Origin of the sequence: Kitasatospora sp. NPDC028055, from assembly GCF_040637885.1 — a bacterium.
Lineage (GTDB): Bacteria > Actinomycetota > Actinomycetes > Streptomycetales > Streptomycetaceae > Kitasatospora.
In genome coordinates this window covers 80116-96800 of the sequence record NZ_JBEZXE010000014.1, presented here as the reverse complement: position 1 = coordinate 96800, position 16685 = coordinate 80116, and the positions used below count along the sequence as shown (strand labels likewise).

At 74.1% G+C, this 16685-nt stretch carries 14 protein-coding genes; 4 read left to right on the top strand and 10 right to left on the bottom strand.

Annotation, left to right across the window (positions count from 1 at the left end; all coding sequences use genetic code 11):
* Nucleotides 1–11: 11 nt before the first annotated feature.
* Entirely contained in the window at nt 12–1196 is a 1185-nt protein-coding gene (locus tag AB0F71_RS17155) for an SPFH domain-containing protein (protein ID WP_360234275.1), read from the top strand.
* Here AB0F71_RS17155 and AB0F71_RS17150 read toward each other — a convergent pair.
* The 3 genes from AB0F71_RS17150 to AB0F71_RS17140 all read right to left on the bottom strand — a co-directional run bounded on the left by AB0F71_RS17150 (nt 1193) and on the right by AB0F71_RS17140 (nt 3786).
* Nucleotides 1193–2425: an FAD-dependent oxidoreductase gene (locus tag AB0F71_RS17150; protein WP_360234272.1), complete on the bottom strand. Its 1233-nt coding sequence runs from the start codon at nt 2423–2425 to the stop codon at nt 1193–1195. The genes AB0F71_RS17155 and AB0F71_RS17150 overlap by 4 nt on opposite strands.
* Nucleotides 2426–2543: 118 nt before the next feature.
* Nucleotides 2544–2966 carry a nuclear transport factor 2 family protein gene (locus AB0F71_RS17145; protein WP_360234474.1) on the bottom strand — a complete coding sequence of 141 codons (423 nt, stop codon included), beginning with the start codon at nt 2964–2966 and terminating at the stop codon, nt 2544–2546.
* Between the two features lie 16 nt (nt 2967–2982).
* Entirely contained in the window at nt 2983–3786 is an 804-nt protein-coding gene (locus AB0F71_RS17140; RefSeq protein WP_360234269.1) for an MBL fold metallo-hydrolase, read from the bottom strand.
* Between the two features lie 290 nt (nt 3787–4076).
* Here AB0F71_RS17140 and AB0F71_RS17135 point away from each other — a divergent pair, with 290 nt between their 5' ends.
* Entirely contained in the window at nt 4077–6848 is a 2772-nt protein-coding gene (locus AB0F71_RS17135) for a SpaA isopeptide-forming pilin-related protein (protein WP_360234266.1), read from the top strand.
* Between the two features lie 109 nt (nt 6849–6957).
* On the opposite strand, the gene AB0F71_RS17130 is transcribed toward AB0F71_RS17135, so the two are convergent.
* Nucleotides 6958–8271: an MFS transporter gene (locus tag AB0F71_RS17130; RefSeq protein ID WP_360234263.1), complete on the bottom strand. Its 1314-nt coding sequence runs from the start codon at nt 8269–8271 to the stop codon at nt 6958–6960.
* 20 nt (nt 8272–8291) lie between these two features.
* Here AB0F71_RS17130 and AB0F71_RS17125 point away from each other — a divergent pair, with 20 nt between their 5' ends.
* Nucleotides 8292–8447, top strand: coding sequence for a hypothetical protein (locus AB0F71_RS17125; RefSeq protein ID WP_360234260.1), 156 nt, complete (start codon nt 8292–8294; stop codon nt 8445–8447).
* A gap of 110 nt (nt 8448–8557) precedes the next feature.
* Nucleotides 8558–9409, top strand: coding sequence for a PhzF family phenazine biosynthesis isomerase (locus AB0F71_RS17120; RefSeq protein WP_360234257.1), 852 nt, complete (start codon nt 8558–8560; stop codon nt 9407–9409).
* 55 nt (nt 9410–9464) lie between these two features.
* Here AB0F71_RS17120 and AB0F71_RS17115 read toward each other — a convergent pair whose 3' ends face one another.
* From AB0F71_RS17115 to AB0F71_RS17090, 6 genes are all read right to left on the bottom strand, one after another.
* On the bottom strand, nt 9465–10763 hold the full coding sequence (locus AB0F71_RS17115; protein ID WP_360234254.1) for a PLP-dependent aminotransferase family protein: 1299 nt from the start codon (nt 10761–10763) through the stop codon (nt 9465–9467).
* Nucleotides 10760–11911 (bottom strand): alpha-hydroxy acid oxidase, encoded by a 1152-nt coding sequence (locus AB0F71_RS17110; protein ID WP_360234251.1) that lies wholly within the window; start codon nt 11909–11911, stop codon nt 10760–10762. The genes AB0F71_RS17115 and AB0F71_RS17110 overlap by 4 nt, the downstream gene beginning before the upstream one ends.
* Entirely contained in the window at nt 11908–13032 is a 1125-nt protein-coding gene (gene hppD, locus AB0F71_RS17105; protein WP_360234248.1) for a 4-hydroxyphenylpyruvate dioxygenase, read from the bottom strand. Before hppD ends, AB0F71_RS17110 begins: the two co-directional genes overlap by 4 nt.
* 170 nt (nt 13033–13202) lie before the next feature.
* A complete protein-coding gene (locus AB0F71_RS17100) occupies nt 13203–14507 on the bottom strand; it encodes an MFS transporter (protein WP_360234245.1) in 1305 nt (434 codons plus the stop codon).
* Between the two features lie 58 nt (nt 14508–14565).
* The gene (locus tag AB0F71_RS17095; RefSeq protein ID WP_360234242.1) at nt 14566–15606 is read right to left on the bottom strand and encodes an aminotransferase class I/II-fold pyridoxal phosphate-dependent enzyme; all 1041 of its coding nucleotides are present in this window, start codon (nt 15604–15606) and stop codon (nt 14566–14568) included.
* Nucleotides 15606–16652, bottom strand: coding sequence for an SAM-dependent methyltransferase (locus AB0F71_RS17090; protein ID WP_360234239.1), 1047 nt, complete (start codon nt 16650–16652; stop codon nt 15606–15608). The genes AB0F71_RS17095 and AB0F71_RS17090 overlap by 1 nt, the downstream gene beginning before the upstream one ends.
* Nucleotides 16653–16685 lie beyond the last annotated feature (33 nt).

The window sequence follows — 16685 nt, the reverse complement described above, 5'->3', positions numbered from 1 at the left end:
GGTGGTCGATCATGTTCTTCTGGCACGTTCCCGCGCCCAACGAGGCGATGCTGATATCCGGTTCCAAGCACCAGGCGCAGGACACCCAGTTCCGCATCGTCACCGGCCACGGCAGCCTGGTCCTGCCGGTCAAGCAGAAGGTCCGGATGCTCTCCCTGGCCCTTCGGGAGGCGGAGATCGCCGAGGACTGCGTCACTCAGCAGGGGATCCGGCTCACCGTGCGCGCGGTCTGCGTGTTCAAGGTCGGCGACGACGCCGTGTCGATCGCCAACGCCGCCCGTCGCTTCCTCTCGGAACAGGAGCAGATGGAGGAACTCGTCGGCCGGATCTTCGCCGGCCACCTGCGGTCGATCATCGGCGGGCTGACCGTGGAGCAGATCATCCGGGAACGCAGCAGGGTCGCCCAGGAGGTGATGGCGGGCAGCCACGGCGAGATGGAGAAGCTGGGCATCGTGGTCGACGCGCTGCAGATCCAGGAGATCGAGGACTCGACCGGTTACATCGACAACCTGGCCGCGCCGCACGTGGCGGCGGTCGCCAGCCAGGCCCGGATCGCCCAGGCCAAGGCCGACCAGGAGGCCACCGAACGGGAGCAGCAGGCGGCCGCCCTGAAGGCCGAGTACGAGCGCGACACCGCGATCAAGCGGGCCGGCTTCCTTGCCGAGACGGAGCAGTCCAGGGCGCGCGCCGCCCAGGCCGGCCCGCTCGCCGAGGCCCGGGCCTCCCAGGACGTCATCGAGGAGCAGACCGCCCTCGCCCAGCGCCGGGCCGCGCTGGCGGCGCAGCAGTTGGAGGCCGAGGTACGGCGCCCGGCGGACGCGGAGGCGTACCGGCAGCGGACGCTGGCCGAAGCCGCCCGTGACCGGGTGAAGTTCGAGGCGGACGGCAGCGCCTACAGCGAGCGGGCCCTCGCCCAGGCGCAGGCGGACGCCAACACCGCCCGGGCCGAATCCCTGCGCGGCGGAAACCAGGAGCTCATCGCCGCCAACCGGATCGTGGAGAACCTCCCGCTCCTCGCGGACGCGGCCGCCCGGGGCATGTCCGGCGCCGAACTCACCGTCCTCAACGGCAGCGACGGCGTCAACCAGGTGGCGGCCGGCATCGTCAGCCAGGGCCTGGCCATCCTGCACTCCCTCCAGCGTTCGACGGCCGTGGCCGCCGACGGCAAACCGACACCCCGCCGCCCCGCGGCCTAGATTTCTGTGAGCGGGACGTTCGGGTCCGCGAGCCGGTCCACGTCCACCGTCCGCCCCGAGCGCACCAGTTCGCGGATCGGGTCGGTGACGTCCCACACGTTGACGTTCATGCCGGCGAGCACCCGGCCCCCGGACAGCCAGAAGGCGATGAACTCCCGGGTGGCCGGGTCGCCCCGGAACACCACCCGGTCGTAGCCGTCGGGTTCGACGTAGCCGACGTACTCCAGGCCCACGTCGTACTGGTCCGAGAAGAAGTACGGGACCCGGTCGTAGACGGCGTCCGGCTGCCCCAGCAGGGCCCGGGCGGCGGTCTGCGGCTGGTTGAGGGCGTTGGCCCAGTGCTCGACCCGCAGGTGCCGGTCGAACAGCGGGTGGTAGGCGTTGGCGACGTCGCCGGCCGCGTAGACGTCCGGGTCCGAGGTGCGCAGGTGCTGGTCGGTCTTGATGCCGTTGTCCACCTCCAGCCCGGCGGCCTCGGCCAGCGCGGTGGCGGGGGAGATGCCGATGCCGACCACCACGGCGTCGGCCGCCAGCTCGGTGCCGTCGCCGAGCCGCACGCCGTTCACCGTGCCGTCGGCGCCGGTCAGTTCGGCGACCTGCACACCGAAGCGCAGGTCCACGCCGTGGTCGCGGTGGAGGTCCGCGAAGACCTGGGCGACCTCGCGTCCGAGCACCCGCAGCAGCGGCAGCTCCAGCGACTCCAGGACGGTGACCTCGGCGCCCGCCGCGCGGGCCGCGGCCGCCACCTCCAGGCCGATCCAGCCGGCGCCGACCACCGCGATCCGGGCGCCCGGCCGCAGTACGGCCTTGATCCGGTCGCTGTCCTCGACCCGGCGCAGGTAGAGCACGCCGTCCTGGTCCGCGCCGGGCACCGGCAGCCGGCGCGGCACCGAGCCGGTGGTCAACAGCAGCTTGTGGTAGCCGATTTCGCCGTCGTCGGCGAGGGTCACGGTGCGGGCGGCCGGGTCGATCGCGACGACCGGGGTGCCGAGCCGCAGTGTGACGTCGTGCTCGGCGTACCACTGCGGCGGGTGGACGTGGATCTTCTCCCGGGCCTCCTTGCCGAGCAGGTAGCCCTTGGACAGCGGCGGGCGCTCGTACGGGCGCTCGTGCTCCTCGCCGATCAGCACGATGCCGCCCCGGTACCCGGCCCCGCGCAGGGCCTCGGCCGCCTTGGCGCCGCCCAGGGAGGCTCCGACGATCACGATCGGCCGTTCGCTGCCCGCCATTGCCCGACTCCTTGCTCTCCGTCGACGATCCGGGGTCAGCCTGCCGCCGAACGGGTGGTGTGTCGAGACCGCGCCGGGCGCGCCGCGCCGCGCTCGCCCGTACGGGTGAACGGGGGCCTCACGGCGTGGCCGCCTCCCTGACCAGCGCGGTATCGGTGAACTGCTCGAAGCGGACGATCCGGCCGCCGCGCACGACGAAGTGGTGGGCGACCCGGACCGCGAGCGGTCGTCCGGTGGCCTTGTGGACGGCCGTGTAGCGGGCCAGCACCACCACGTTCTCGCCGTCCACCACGTACAGGTCGTCGTGCGCCGTCCAGTTGTCCCACTCGGCGGCCAGCCGCTCCATCACGTTGGCGGTGACGCCCTTCGGCGTGCGGTAGGTGCCGGCCAGCGGGAAGCCGGCCATCTCGGTCCACTCGACGTCGTCGGCGAGGGTGCTGCGCAGCGCGGCCAGGTCGCCCCTGGCGGAGGCCAGGTACTGGCGGCGCACCACGTCCGCGGGGGAGGCGGACTCGGCGAAGCCGGCCACGTCCCTGGGGATCTCGATCACCGCGCGCTCACCCCCACGCCATCTCGCCCATGGCGACCTTGGTGCCGATGTCGACGGCGATCCGCAGCCCGAGGTCCGGGAAGCGCCGCTCCAGCGCCTCCTTCGCGGCGGCGGCGTCCGCGGCCCGGCCCAGCTCGGTCTCGAAGGCCCGCAGGTAGGCGCGGGTGTGGTCGAGGGCGTTGAGGTCGGTGGGCGCGTCGGCGACCCGGTGGCCGGCCGCCAGCCAGGTCGGGCGGAGCGCCTCCATGCCGTCCAACAGGTCGATCCAGGCGGCCCGTTGGGCGGCGGTCGGGGTGTCGGCCGTCCACACGTGCAGGCCCTCGAAGAGCAGCACCCCGCCGAGCACCGCGCGGTGGTGGTGCTGCCACAGGTAGTGCCGGTCGGGGAGGTGGAAGTCGGCGCCGCGCAGTTCGAACCGGTGGCCCTCGAAGACGATCTCGTCCCCGGTCAGCACCTCCGGCCGGACCAGCCGGGTCGGCAGCTCGGGGCCCAGGTGCGACCAGGCGCGCAGCTTGTCCTCGTTGGTGTCCTGGATGTGCTGGACGGTCGAGGCGGTGGCCAGGAAGCGTGCGCGGGGGAAGGCGTCCTGGATCTCCTGGGCGCCGAAGTAGAAGTCCGGGTCGCCGTGGCTGACGAAGACGGTGGTCAGCCGCTTGCCGCTGGCGCGCACCCGCTCGACCAGCCGGCGCCCGTCGGAGCGGGTGAACCCGGCGTCCACCAGCAGGGCGTCGTTCGGCCCGGTGACCAGGACGGCGGTCTTGTTGAGCGAGCTGTCGGGGGCGTCGATGATCTCGAAGTCGAGAGCGCTCATGCGTACGGATCCTTCCTCGGGCCGGGCACGCCTCGTCGCCAGGATCCCTGCCGGGGAACCGGCGCGCATCCGGAGCGTCGACGGGTGCTGCCGATCGGGTGCTCTCCGCCCCGTGCTCGGGCGACACCCCGTGCGCGTCGTCCGTCGCCCGGGCCCCGCCCCAGCAGACTTCCAGGGCCCCATCGTGTTCACGTCATGAGAGGACCGAGGTGAAGCCCAGTCAGAGACCGGCGGTACCACCCGTCGGCTGGAGACGCCGACTAGGCAAGGCGATGAGTTCCGCCCTGGCCTTGACGCTCGTACCCTTCGCCATCTCACTCGTCGCACCCACCCAGGCCTCGGCGGCCGGCCTTCCGGGCGGGCTCGGGCCCTGCCTGGGCGCGGACTGCCCGGCGACCTTCCCCCCGGTCAACAACGGCCCCTTCGCGGGCCGCGATGCCGGGATCAACATCTTCGTCGGCGGTGACTTCAACGTCGCCGGCTCGGCCGCCGAGGCCGAGGGCCACGTGGTGACCCTCGGCAGCTTCAACCAGAACAAGGCCGCCGGCGCCAGCTCCGGCTACAACGTCGGCATCGCCGGCGTCGGCTCGCGGGTGCCCCCGCCCGACGGTGCGGACTTCCTCACCGCCGGCGGCAACGTCACCGTCGCCCCGGGCCAGCGGCTGCTGGCGGACGGCGGCGTGGTCCGCTACGCGGGCACCGCCACCGGCACCATCACCGGGACGACGGTCCAGGACGCCCAGGCCGTCGCCGCCTACGCGCCGCTGCGCGGCCAACTGCAGTCGGCGAGCGAGTGCTACGCCGGGGTCGGCACACCCCGCCCGGCCACCGGGACGGCCGTCAACCAGGGCTACCAGACCCTGTTCACCGGCGACGGCAGCTCCGCGCTCCAGGTCTTCAACGTCGACTTCGACCTGGTCGGCAACGGCGGCTCCACCCAGGGCGTCGCCTTCACCGGGATCCCCGCGAACGCGACGGTGCTGGTCAACCTGGTCGGCGGAGCCCGCACCGTCAACACCTACAGCGGCAGCTTCGACGACAACGACCCGTGGAACCAGCTGCGCCCCCGTCTGCTGTGGAACTTCCCGACCGCGAGCACCGTCACCCTCACGGGCTCCGGGCAGTTCCAGGGCAGCGTGCTGGTCGGCAACCCGGCCAGCACCAGCACGATGAACCTGCCCGGCCTGAACGGGCGCTTCTTCACCACCGGTTCGCTGCTGCACAACTCCGGTTCGGGCATGACCGGCACCGAGTTCCACGCCTACCCGTTCAACGGCGACCTGCCCGACTGCGGCAACCCGCCAGCCCCGACCGCGTCGACCAGTGTGACCAAGGTCGACTCGGCGACCTCGCAGCCGCTGGCGGGCGCCACCTTCCAGCTGTGGCGGGAGACCAACGGGGTCGCCGGGTTGCAGACCTCGGGCACCACCCCGGACAGCAAGGTCGGCGCCCCCTGCACCACCGGGGCGGACGGTGTCTGCACCGTCGGCGACCTGCCGCTGGGGACGTACTACTGGCAGGAGACGGCGGCCCCGCCCGGGTACGACCTGCCGCAGCAGCCGGTGACGACGGTGGTGCTGGACACCAACGGCCAGACCGTCCCGGTCACCGTCGCCGACACCAAGTCGCCGGTGGTGGAGACCGCGTCGACCAGTGTCACCAAGGTCGACTCGGCGACCTCCCAGCCGCTGGCGGGCGCCACCTTCCAGCTGTGGCGGGAGACCAACGGGGTCGCGGGGCTGCAGACCACCGGGGCCAACCCGGACACGGCGGTCGGCTCGCCCTGCACCACGCCCGCCTCGGGCGTCTGCTCGGCGACCGGCCTGCCGCTGGGTACCTACTACTGGCAGGAGACGGCGGCCCCGCCCGGGTACGAGCTGCCGCAGCTCAATGTGACCGAGGTCGTGCTCAACACCAACGGGCAGAACGTCGGGGTGACGGTGGCCGACACCAGGACGACGGCCCCGACCGCCGCCACGACCGTCACCAAGGTCGACTCCGCCACCGGGCAGCCCTTGGCGGGTGCGGTCTTCCAGCTGTGGCGGGAGACCAACGGTGTGTCCGGCCTGCAGACCACGGGTGCCAACCCGGACACGGCGGTCGGCTCGCCCTGCACCACGGGGGCGGACGGTCTCTGCACGGCGCAGGGCCTGCCGCTGGGCACCTATTACTGGCAGGAGGTCTCCGCGCCGAACGGCTACGAGCTGCCGGACCTGAACGTGACGACCGTGGTGCTGGACACCAACGGGCAGACCGTCCCGGTCACCGTCCAGGACACCCGGACCGTCGCCCCGACCGGTACCACCTCGGTGACGAAGGTGGACTCCGCGACCGGGCAGCCGCTGGCAGGCGCCACCTTCCAGCTGTGGCGGGAGACGAACGGTGTGCCCGGGCTGCAGACCACCGGGGCCAATCCGGACACGGCGGTCGGCTCGGCCTGCACCACCCCGGCCTCGGGCGTCTGTTCGGCCGACGGCCTGCCGCTGGGGACGTACTACTGGCAGGAGACGGCGGCCCCGGCCGGGTACGACCTGCCGCAGCAGCCGGTGACGACGGTGGTGCTGGACACCAACGGCCAGAACATCCCGGTCACCGTCAAGGACGCCAAGACGGCCACGCAGACCGGGAAGACCACCGTCACCAAGGTGGACGCCGAGACGGGCAAGCCGTTGGCCGGAGCCGTCTTCCAGCTGTGGCGGGAGACCAACGGTGTGCCCGGTCTGCAGACCACCGGGGCCGACGCGGACACGGCGGTCGGCCCGCTGTGCGCGACCGACGTCAACGGCGTGTGCTCGGCGGACAACCTCCCGCTGGGGACGTACTACTGGCAGGAGGTCGTCGCTCCCCCCGGGTACGAGCTGCCGCAGGACGCGGTGTCCACGGTCGAACTGACCAAGGACTGCCCGTGCGTGGAGATCACGGTCGCGGACAGCAAGAAGTGTCCGCCGGAGCCGTGCCCGCCGGATCCGTGCCCGCCGGAGCCGTGCGACCCGCCGGACCACCCGTGGGGTCCGAACACCGACCGCACCCCGGTGCCCGGCCTGCACGGAGGGCGCGCCTGACGGACCGTCCCGCGCCTGAGCGCCTGAGCGCCTGACCTGACGAAGTGGCCGGAGGAGCCGACGGCGGCGCCTCCGGCCACCGGCGTGCCCGGAGGTCAGGGCCTGCAGGTCATCCCATCGGGAGGTCCTGCTCCTCCGTCCGCGCCAGCCGCAGCACCGCCAGTGCCCCGACCGCCGTGGTCACCGCGAGCCCGCCCCACAGCAGACCCGGCCCCGCGGCCAGCAGCGCCGTCAGCACGGCCGGAGCCGCCGCCCGGCCGACCCCCATCGACAGCTCCCAGCGGGCCACCGCCCGCCCCAGCAGGTGCGGCGGCGCGATGGCCGTCACCAGGGCCGTGCCGGAGCCGGAGTAGAGGATCTCGCCGAGCGTGTACGGCACGGACACCAGCACGATGCCCACCGTGCCCGGGACCCCGCCCAGCGACCCGGCCGCCCAGAAACCCAGGTACGACAGGCTCAGCGCCGCCCCCGCGGCAGCCAGCACCGACTGCCGGGAGCGCTTCGCCAACCGCAGCACCAGCGCCAGCTGCAGTGCGATCACCAGCACGGTGTTGCCCACGAACAGGCCCGAGGACCAGGCCGCGGAGGCGTGCAGCTGGAGCACCAGCAGCGCGGGCAGCGCCACCTCCAGCACGTCGAAGCAGAACGCGTACGGCAGGTTGGCCAGGCTCAACAGGGTGATCCGGCGCAGCGGTTCGCCGCCGTCTCCGGCCTCCTCGGCCCGCTCCACCACCGTCTGCGGCGCCCGGACCCGCAGCGAGGCCACCAGCGCGGCGGCCAGCAGGCAGGCCACGGCGGTCAGCCCGGCCAGCACCCGGATGACGTCCGTCCCGCCGGCCACCGCGACCGTCGCCAGCAGGGCGCCCGCGCCCAGGCCCGCGTTGCGCACCGAGCGCCCGGCGGCCAGCGCCGCGTCCCGCAGCCGGCCCTCGGTCAGGGTGCTCACCACGGCGGTGTGGGTGGCCGGCCAGGACTGGCCGCCGATGCCGAACAGCACCGCCGCCGCGGTGAACAACGGCAGCCCGTCCGCGGTGAGCAGGACCAGCGCGCCCGCCGCCCGCACCACCAGGGTGACGGCCGCGGGCAGGGTGCGGGCGCCGGTGTCGATCCAACGGCCGGTCAGCGGCACCATCACCAGCCCGGCGACCATCCCGGCCGACAGGGCCAGACCGACCGCCCCGGCGTGCAGGTGCAGCACCCCGACGCCGTACAGCAGCAGGAACGGGTACAGCATGCCGCCGCCCACCGCGTCGACGGCGAGGGCCGCCGCGTACCGGGGACCGCCGGCGGCGGTCAGCAGGCCCAGCAGTGCGGACGGGTTGCCGCGGCCGGTGCCGGTCGGCGGGACGGTCGGCGGGGCGGGCGGTTCGGGGGTGCGGACGGCGGCGTCGACATGGACGGACTTCTCCTGGATCAGGCTCATGGCCGGTACGGTCCGCCCAGGTGGCGCCGCGTGTCGCGTGGATTGACGGATGGCGTCAAACGACGGCGGAGCAGGTCGGAGGGGATGGCAGGATCACAGCCGTGAGCGTGACCATCGACATCACCGGCCTGCCCGAGGAGCGCCTGCTCTTCGCGCCCTCGCCGCTCGCCGAGTGAACGCCGTGCCGCACGAATGGCGGGACGGACAAGAACGGCGAGAACGGGGGAACGACGGGAACGACGGGAACGACGGGAACAGTGGGCAGCCGGAGCACGTTCGTCCGGTCATGACCGACGACGCCCCTGAGATCCTCCGCTACGCCGCCTTCTCGAACCGCCCCGAGGGCGGCAACCCCGCCGGCGTGGTGCTCGACGCCACCGGACTGACCGCCGAGCGGATGCTCGCCGTCGCCGCCGAGGTCGGGTACTCCGAGACCGCCTTCCTGACCCCGGGCGGCGAGCAAGGCGCCTACCACGTGCGGTACTTCAGCCCGCTGCTGGAGGTGCCGTTCTGCGGGCACGCGACGGTGGCCGCCGCCGTCGCGGTCGCCGGGCGGTCCGGCCCGGGGCGGTACGTGTTCAGCACCGCGGCCGGGGACGTCCCGGTCGAGGTCGAGCCCGGCGACGACGGCCTGCGGGCGACGCTCACCAGCGTCGAGCCGAAGGTCGAGGAGGTGTCGGCGGCGGACGTCGAGGAGGCGCTCGCGCTGCTCGGCTGGTCGGCCGCCGACCTGGACCCGGCGCTGCCGCCGCGGATCGGCTACGCGGGCGCCCGGCACCTGGTGCTGGCCGCCGGCACCCGCTCCCGACTGGCCCGGCTGGACTACGACTTCGACGGGCTGGCCGCGTTCATGAACGCCCGTGACCTGGTCACCCTGCAGCTGGTCTGGCGCGAGGCCCCCGAGGTGTTCCACGTCCGCGACCCGTTCCCGGTCGGCGGCGTGGTCGAGGACCCGGCCACCGGCGCGGCCGCGGCGGCCTTCGGCGCGTACCTGCGCGAGCTGGGCGCGGTGACCGCCCCGGCGGTGCTGACGCTGCACCAGGGCGAGGACCTCGGGCGCCCGGGCGTGCTGCGGGTCGAACTGCGGGCGGAGGACACCCGGGTGCGGGTCTCCGGGACGGCGGTGGCGATCCCGTAGCAGGGAAGCGGGGAAGCGGGGGTGCCGGTCCCGGACCGGCGCCCCCGCCACCGGGTCAGCAGCTGTCGGCGAGCAGGGCGGCCAGGCCGTCCAGGCCCCGGTCGACGGTCGCCGGGTCCACCTGGCTGACGGAGAGCCGCAGTTGACGCTCCCCGCCCTCGCCGGGGTAGAAGTGGGACATCGGCGTCCAGATCACCCCGTACCGCGAGGCGGAGAGCTCCAGCAGGGCGTCGTCCACCACGCACGGCACCGTGAGCACCAGGAAGAAGCCGCCGCGCGGCTCGTTCCAGGTCACCCCGCTGCCCGGCGGGAAGCGCCGGGCCAGGCCCGCCAGCACCAGGGCGAGGTTGCGCCGGTAGAGCGCGGCGACCTCGGTGTTGGCGGCCCGCAGGCTGTGGCCGTGTACGAGCAGTGCGCCGCCGATCACGGCCTGGGCGATCGGCGAGGTGTTCACCGTGGTCATGCTCTTGATCATGCCGAGCAGGTCGGCCAGCAGGCCGGTGCCGCCCGCGCCGTCCGCCACCAGCTGGTCCGCCACCACGTAGCCGACCCGGGCGCCCGGGAGGGCCGTCTTGGCGAAGGAGCCGAGGTGGACCACCCGCCGTGCGGTGTCCAGCGCCTTGAGCGAGGGCAGCCGCTCCTCGCCCGCGAACACGCAGTACGGGTTGTCCTCCAGGACCAGGAAGTCCTCCTCGGCGGCCAGCTCCAGCAGCTCCCGGCGCAGTTCCAGCGGCAGGCTGGCGCCGCTCGGGTTGGCCACGTCCGGCACCAGGTAGAGCGCCCGGGGCCGCAGCCCCTCGGCCCGGGCGGCGGCCAGCTGCCGGCGCAGGTCGGCCAGGTCGAGCCCGTCCGGGCCGTCGGCCACCGGCCGCACCGGCAGGTCCGCCAGCAGGGCGGCGCCGGTCAGCCCGACATAGGTGGGCGAGACGGCCAGCACCACGTCCTCGGGGCCGCGGCGCAGCGCCCGCAGCACCAGGAACATCGCCTCCTGGCAGCCGACCGTCACCACGATCGACTCGGCGGGCACCTCGATGCCCTCGTCCACCGCGAGGTGCGCGGCGATCAGCTCGTGGATGATCCCCTTGGTCCGCCCGTACTGGAGTACCTGGCGGCGGGCCGCCTCCTCGGACAGTCCGCGCTCGGTGCGCAGGTGCTCGGTGTAGCGGTCCAGGTAGCGGTGGACGGCGTCCAGGTCGAAGAACTGCTCGGCCGGGCGGCCGGCCGCGAAGGAGACCGCCTCCGGGTAGCGGATCGAGATCTCGTTGAGCAGGTTCATCGAGGTCATCGCCGGGTCGGCGAGGGAGGGGTGCAGGTCGGTCAGCCGCAGCTCGTGCGGTGGGGCGGTGACGGTCACGGGGCGCTCCAGGCGGGGCAGGGCAGGGGGGTGGTGCGCAGGGTGGCGGCGGCGGTCAGGTCGGCGCAGCCAGCCAGGCCGAGGGCGTGCCGCAGTTCGGCGGCCAGCAGTTCCAGCACCCGGGCGCAGCCCGGTTCACCGGCGGCCGCCAGGCCCCAGATCGCCGGGCGGCCGAGCAGCACCCCGGACGCCCCGAGGGCCAGCGCGGCGAGCACGTCCGCGCCGCCGCGCACCCCGCTGTCCAGCAGCACCTGGCAGTCCCGCCCGGCCAGCGCCTCGGCGACGGCCGGCAGGGCCGTCAACGAGGGCACCGCCCGGTCGAGCTGGCGGCCGCCGTGGTTGGAGACCACCACGGCCGCGGCGCCCAGCTCGGCGGCCCGCAGGGCGTCCGCCGGGTCGAGCACCCCCTTGACCACCAGCGGCAGCCGGGTGTGCTCGCGCAGCCAGCCGAGGTCCGCCCAGGTGACGGCGGGGGAGAGCAGCTCGGCGGTGTGCGCGGCCACCGCCGAGACCTCGGCGGTGGCCCGGTGCGCCCGCCCGGCGGCGCCGCCCTCCAGCAGCGCCGCGCGGACGTCCCCGGGCAGGGCGAAGGCGTTGCGGGCGTCGCGCAGCCGGCGGCCCATGTACGGCACGTCGGCGGTGACGACCAGGCACTCGCTGCCCGCCGCCTCGGCGGCCGCGACCAGGTCGAGCAGCCGGGCCCGGTCGCGCAGCCAGTACAGCTGGAACCAGAGCGTGGCCCCGGTCGCGGCCAGCTCCTCGAAGCCGACGCTGCTGAGCGTGCCGACGGTGAACGGCACCCCGGCCGCGGCGGCCGCCCGGGCCGAGGCGAGTTCGCCCTCGGGGTGGAACAGCCGGTGGTAGGCGATCGGGGCCACCGCCACCGGCAGGGCCGACCGGCTGGTCACCAGGGTCGCGGAGGTGTCGCAGTCGGAGACGTCGGCGAGCACCCGGGGCACCACGGCCTGCCGCTCGAAGGCCGCCCGGTTGGCGGCCAGGGTGCGCTCCTGCTCCGCGCCGCCGGCCAGCCAGTCCCAGACCTGGGGGCTCAGCGCGGCCCGGGCCGCCTGCTCGTACTCGGCGACGGACAGCGGCTGCCGCGCCGCGGTGGTGCCCGCACCCGGCGGGGTCAGGACCGGGGCGCTCATCCGGCGACTTCGCTGGCGTTGCGCTGGAGTTCGACGGCCTCGTAGAGGGCACGGATGTTGTTGCTGCCGAAGTTGCGGGCCCGGATGCGCTCGATCACCTCGAAGAAGAAGGTGCCGCGCGGGTGCTGGGAGCGGGTGAAGATCTGGAACAGCTGGCCGTCGTGGTCCTGGTCGACCAGCAGGTTGAGGTCGCGCAGCTCGTCGAGGGAGTGCCGCAGCGGGGTCAGCCGGGCGGGCAGGGCGTCGAAGTAGGTGCCCGGGGTGCGCAGGAAGGGCACGCCGCGGGCGGCCATGGTGGAGACGGAGTGGACGGCGTCCGCGGAGGAGAAGGCCACGTGCTGGACCCCGGCGCCGCCGTGGTCGGCCAGGAAGGAGGCGATCTGGCCGCCGGCGTCCGGGGTGAGCGGCTCGATCAGGGTGAGGGTGACGCTGTGGTCGGGGCTCTGCACGACCATCGAGTCCATGCCGAGGGCGCCGACCTCGATCCGCTCCTCGAAGACCATCCGGAAGCCGAAGACCTCCTGGTAGTGCCGGACGGTCGCGCGCAGGCCACCGGAGGGGACGCAGACCGCGAAGTGGTCGACGGAGCGCAGGCCCACCTCCGCGGCACCGGTCACGGGGGCCGCGTCGGGCAGGCCGGGTATCCGGTCGGCGGGGACGTCCGGGCCGCGCTCGACCAGGGTGTGCACCACGTCGCCGAAGGCGCCGACCACGGCGGTGACACAGCCGTCCGCGGCCTGCGGCGGGCGCAGCCCGTCGGCGCCCCGCCCGGTCAGCGCGCGGTAGGCGGCGGTGGCGTCCGGGACCCGCAGGGCCAGCGCGGCCACGCCGTCCTCGTGCCGGGCCAGGTACTCGGTGGCCGGGTGGCCGGCGGCCAGCGGCTGGGTGAGCAGCAGCCGGATCGCGGCCTGGCCGAGCAGGGCGGAGACGCAGCGCTCGGCGCTCCCGCCGCGCTCGGTGGGCGGGACGAGCAGGTCGAAGCCGTACTCCGCGGTCAGTCGGGCGACCTCGGCGGTGAGGTCGGTGACGTAGAACTCGACGTGGTCCAGGGTGAGTTCGATCGGTGCCTCGGCAGTGCTGTCGGTGGTGAGGGCGGTGTCGGGAGAGGAACGGTCGGGCATCTGAGGGGCTCTCTCGTGAGGAGTGCGCGGAGGCCCGCCCCGGCGGCGGTGCGGTACGGCAGGGCCGCCGCCGGGGCGGGCCGGTGGCGAGGTGCTTTGGTACGGGGACGGGTGGTGCGGGAACGGGTGGCGCGGGGACGGGTGGTAGCGGCCCGGGTGGTGCGGGCCGGTCAGGTGGACTGGAGGCGCGGGGTGGCCTCGGCGGGCACCTCGGCCGGTTCGGCGTCCTCGGCCGGGGCCGGGGTGAGCTCCCCGGCCGCCTGCTCCGCCGACTCCTCCTCGTCCTCGTCCTCCTCGATCACCGCGTCGGGCTTGCCCAGCAGGTAGAGGCCGGACAGCAGCGCGCCGATCACCATGGCGACCAGCACCGTGTGGAAGTCCAGCGCGGCCACCAGGCCGGCGCCGACGCCGATGGCGATCGCCTGCGGGGCGGTGAGGGAGAGGTTGACGGCCGCCTGGGTGCGGCCCATCAGCTGCGGCGGGGTCAGCGACTGGGCGGCGGTGGCCAGGCCGACCACACCGGCCGGCATGCCGGCCCCGGCGATCAGCAGACCGGCCGACACCACCCAGACCGAGGGCGCCAGCAGCAGCAGGGCGCCGACCCCGAAGGTGGCCGAGCCGAGCATCACCGTCCTCCGGGGGCCGAGCTTGCCGATCAGGACGCCGCCCAGCACCGAGCCGGCGAGCGCCCCGACCGCCTCCACCGTCTCCAGCACGCCCAGGAACTGCGGCGAGCGGTTCAGCCCGTGCTGGATGAGCGAGAACAGCACCGGCTGGAGGAAGCTGAGCACGGTCGCGGTGGCGGTGGTCGCGATCAGCAGCGGCAGCAGCGAGGCGGTGGAGCGCAGGTGCTGGAAGCCCGCCAGCACCTCGGTGCGCCAGTGCCGCCCGGACGGCTCCGGCTTGGTCTCGGGCACCCGCAGCGCCAGGAAGGCGAGCGCGGCCGCGAGCAGGATGCCGATGTCGACCAGGGCGACGGCCCGGCCGCCGAGCCACCCGTACAGGCCGGAACCGACCAGCGGCGCGACCAGGGTGGTGCCCGCCCGCATGGTCTGGGTGAACCCGACGGCCGCGCCGAAGTCCTGACGCTCCGTCAGGATCGTGCGCAGCATCGCGCTCTGGGCCGGGGTGAGGACGGCCCCGGCCAGCCCGTAGAGCACCGCGGTGCCGTAGATGATCCACAGGTGGCCGCGGCCGTCGACCAGCAGCAGCGGCGAAACCGCCACCGCCAGCACGAGGTTGACCGTGACCAGCAGCGGCCGTCGGCGGACCCGGTCGGCGACCAGGCCGCCGAGCGGCAGCAGCAGCATCGGGACGGCGTAGCAGAACATCACCAGACCGGCCGCCGAGCTGCTCCCCGTCAGGACCTTGGCCCAGATGCCGAGGGCGATGAAGAGCGCGCTGTCCCCGAGGACGGACAGCGTCTGTCCCGCGATGTAGAGCCGGAACTCCGGCCGCGCCAGAAGTGGGTGCATGTGCTGTCCTGTCCTTGACTGCTGCGTTGGCGATGGATGGTGCCGGTCTGGGGCGGGGCTAGCGGGGCTGGTTGGGCGGTGCGGCGGCGGCCCGGTGGGCGCGGGTGAAGCCCTCGAGCACGGCGTCGTTGGCGTCCTTCTCGCCGACGGCGATCCGGATGCCCTGGCCCGGGTAGAAACGGACGGCCACCCCGAGCCGCTCCAGCTCCGCCTTGACCGGGAGCTGCTCCTCGGGCGAAGGCGCCGTCACCCAGAGGAAGTTGGTCAGGCTCGGCGGCACCGACCGGCCCAGGGCGAGCAGTTCGGCCCGCAGCCGGTCGCGCTCGGCGGCGATCTCGGCGATCCGCCGGTCCACCTCGTCCTGGGCGGCGACGGCGGCCAGCAGGCCCGCCTCCTGGAGCCGGTTCACCGCGTACGGCACCTGGACGCCGCGCACCCGTCGCGCGACCGACTCCTCGGCGACCGCGTAGCCGATCCGCAGCGCGGCCAGGCCGTGCGACTTGGAGAGGGTGCGCAGCACCACCAGGTTGGGCCACTCGGCGATCCGGTCCGGCACCGCCGGGGCGGCCCAGCCCCCGGCGAAGTCGACGTAGGCCTCGTCCAGCAGGATCAGCGCGGTGGCCGGCACCCGGCGGAAGAAGTCGGTCAGCTCCGCCCAGGAGTAGACCGTGCCGGTCGGGTTGTGCGGGTTGCACAGCACGATGATCCGGGTGCGCTCGTCCACCCGGCCGGCCATCGCGGCCAGGTCGTGCCGGGCGTCCGCGCCGAGCGGGACGGACCGGGCCTCGGCGCCGGCGATCTCGCAGAACAGCGGGTAGGCGTCGAAGCAGGGGTCCGAGTGGACCACGTTGTCGCCGGGGCGGACGACGGAGTGGAAGAGGTCCAGCGCGACGCCGGCCGAGCCGTGGCCGACCACGACCTGCGCGGCCGGGACGCCCTGCCAGTCGGCGATGATCCCGGCGAAGCGCTCCGGGCGGAAGTCCGGGTAGCGGTTGAGGTCGCCGACCGCCCCCGCCAGGGCGGTCAGCACGGACGGCAGCGGCGGGTACGGGTGCTCGTTCTGGGCCAGCAGGTGTCTGACCCCGGATGCGGCGGCCATCAGTCGGCCTGGAGGACGTAGAGCCAGCTGTGCGGGGTGGCCAGCGCCTCGACCCGGTCGATCCGCAGCCCGGCGTCGGTGAACAGCTGCTCGTAGGTCTCCTTGGTGTGCAGCGGCACGCCCATCATCGCGTGGGCCAGCTCGAAGCCGACCGAGAAGACCGGCATCGCGCTCTGGGACTCGCCCGGGCCGCGCAGCATGGTGTCGCCGAGCACGAAGGTGCGGGCCTTGGGGAAGGCCTCGCGCATCCGTGTGAAGATCGAGGAGCGGGTGCTCGGGTCGGCGAGCAGGTCGTGCAGCAGGAAGAAGCTCATCACGGTGTCGACCTCGGCCACCTCGGCGGCCTCGGCGTCGTTGTCGATCTGGGTGCCGAGCAGGCCCAGCACGTCGGCCCGGACGGCGGTGACCCGGTCCTGCATCCCGGCGGCGGCGATGTCGGCGCGGGCGATGTCGGTGGCGGGGCGGCTGATGTCGATGCCCAGGCCGCGGCTGCCCTCGCGCTGGGAGACCACCCGGCGGACCCGGGCGGAGGTGCCGCTGCCCAGGTCGGCGATGGTGCGGAAGTCGATGCCGGAGAGCACGTCGGTGAGCTGCGCGGCGAACATCGACTGGTCGCACTGGGCGGAGCCGAGGGCGACCATCGCCTCGTCGCGGAAGACGTCCGCGTTGTAGTGGTGCGAGCCGGTGCTCAGGTGCCCGGCGCGGCCGAACACGTCGTGGTAGCCGCCGACCGCCCAGGTGAAGTAGCCGCGGGCGGCGGCGATCTCGATGCCCGCCTCGGTGGGCAGGTAGCCGGCGCCGTCGGCCTTGAGGTAGCCGTAGTCGGCGGCGGCGCGCAGCACGGCCTCGGTGCGGGCGGTGTCGCCGCCCTGGGCAGCCACTGCGGCGGCGGAGAGCGCCTCGCCGCGGCCGATCTGCTCCAGCACGCCGATCCGGTCCAGCGCGAAGATCACGTTGGCGGCGATGAAGCCGTTGTAGGCGTCGGTCGACGAGATCGGCGCCGGGGTGACGCCGCGCCAGGTGTCGGGGATAACGGCAGTCTGCATCGGTGTGTCCATTCCTCGTGGTGGCCGGGTCGC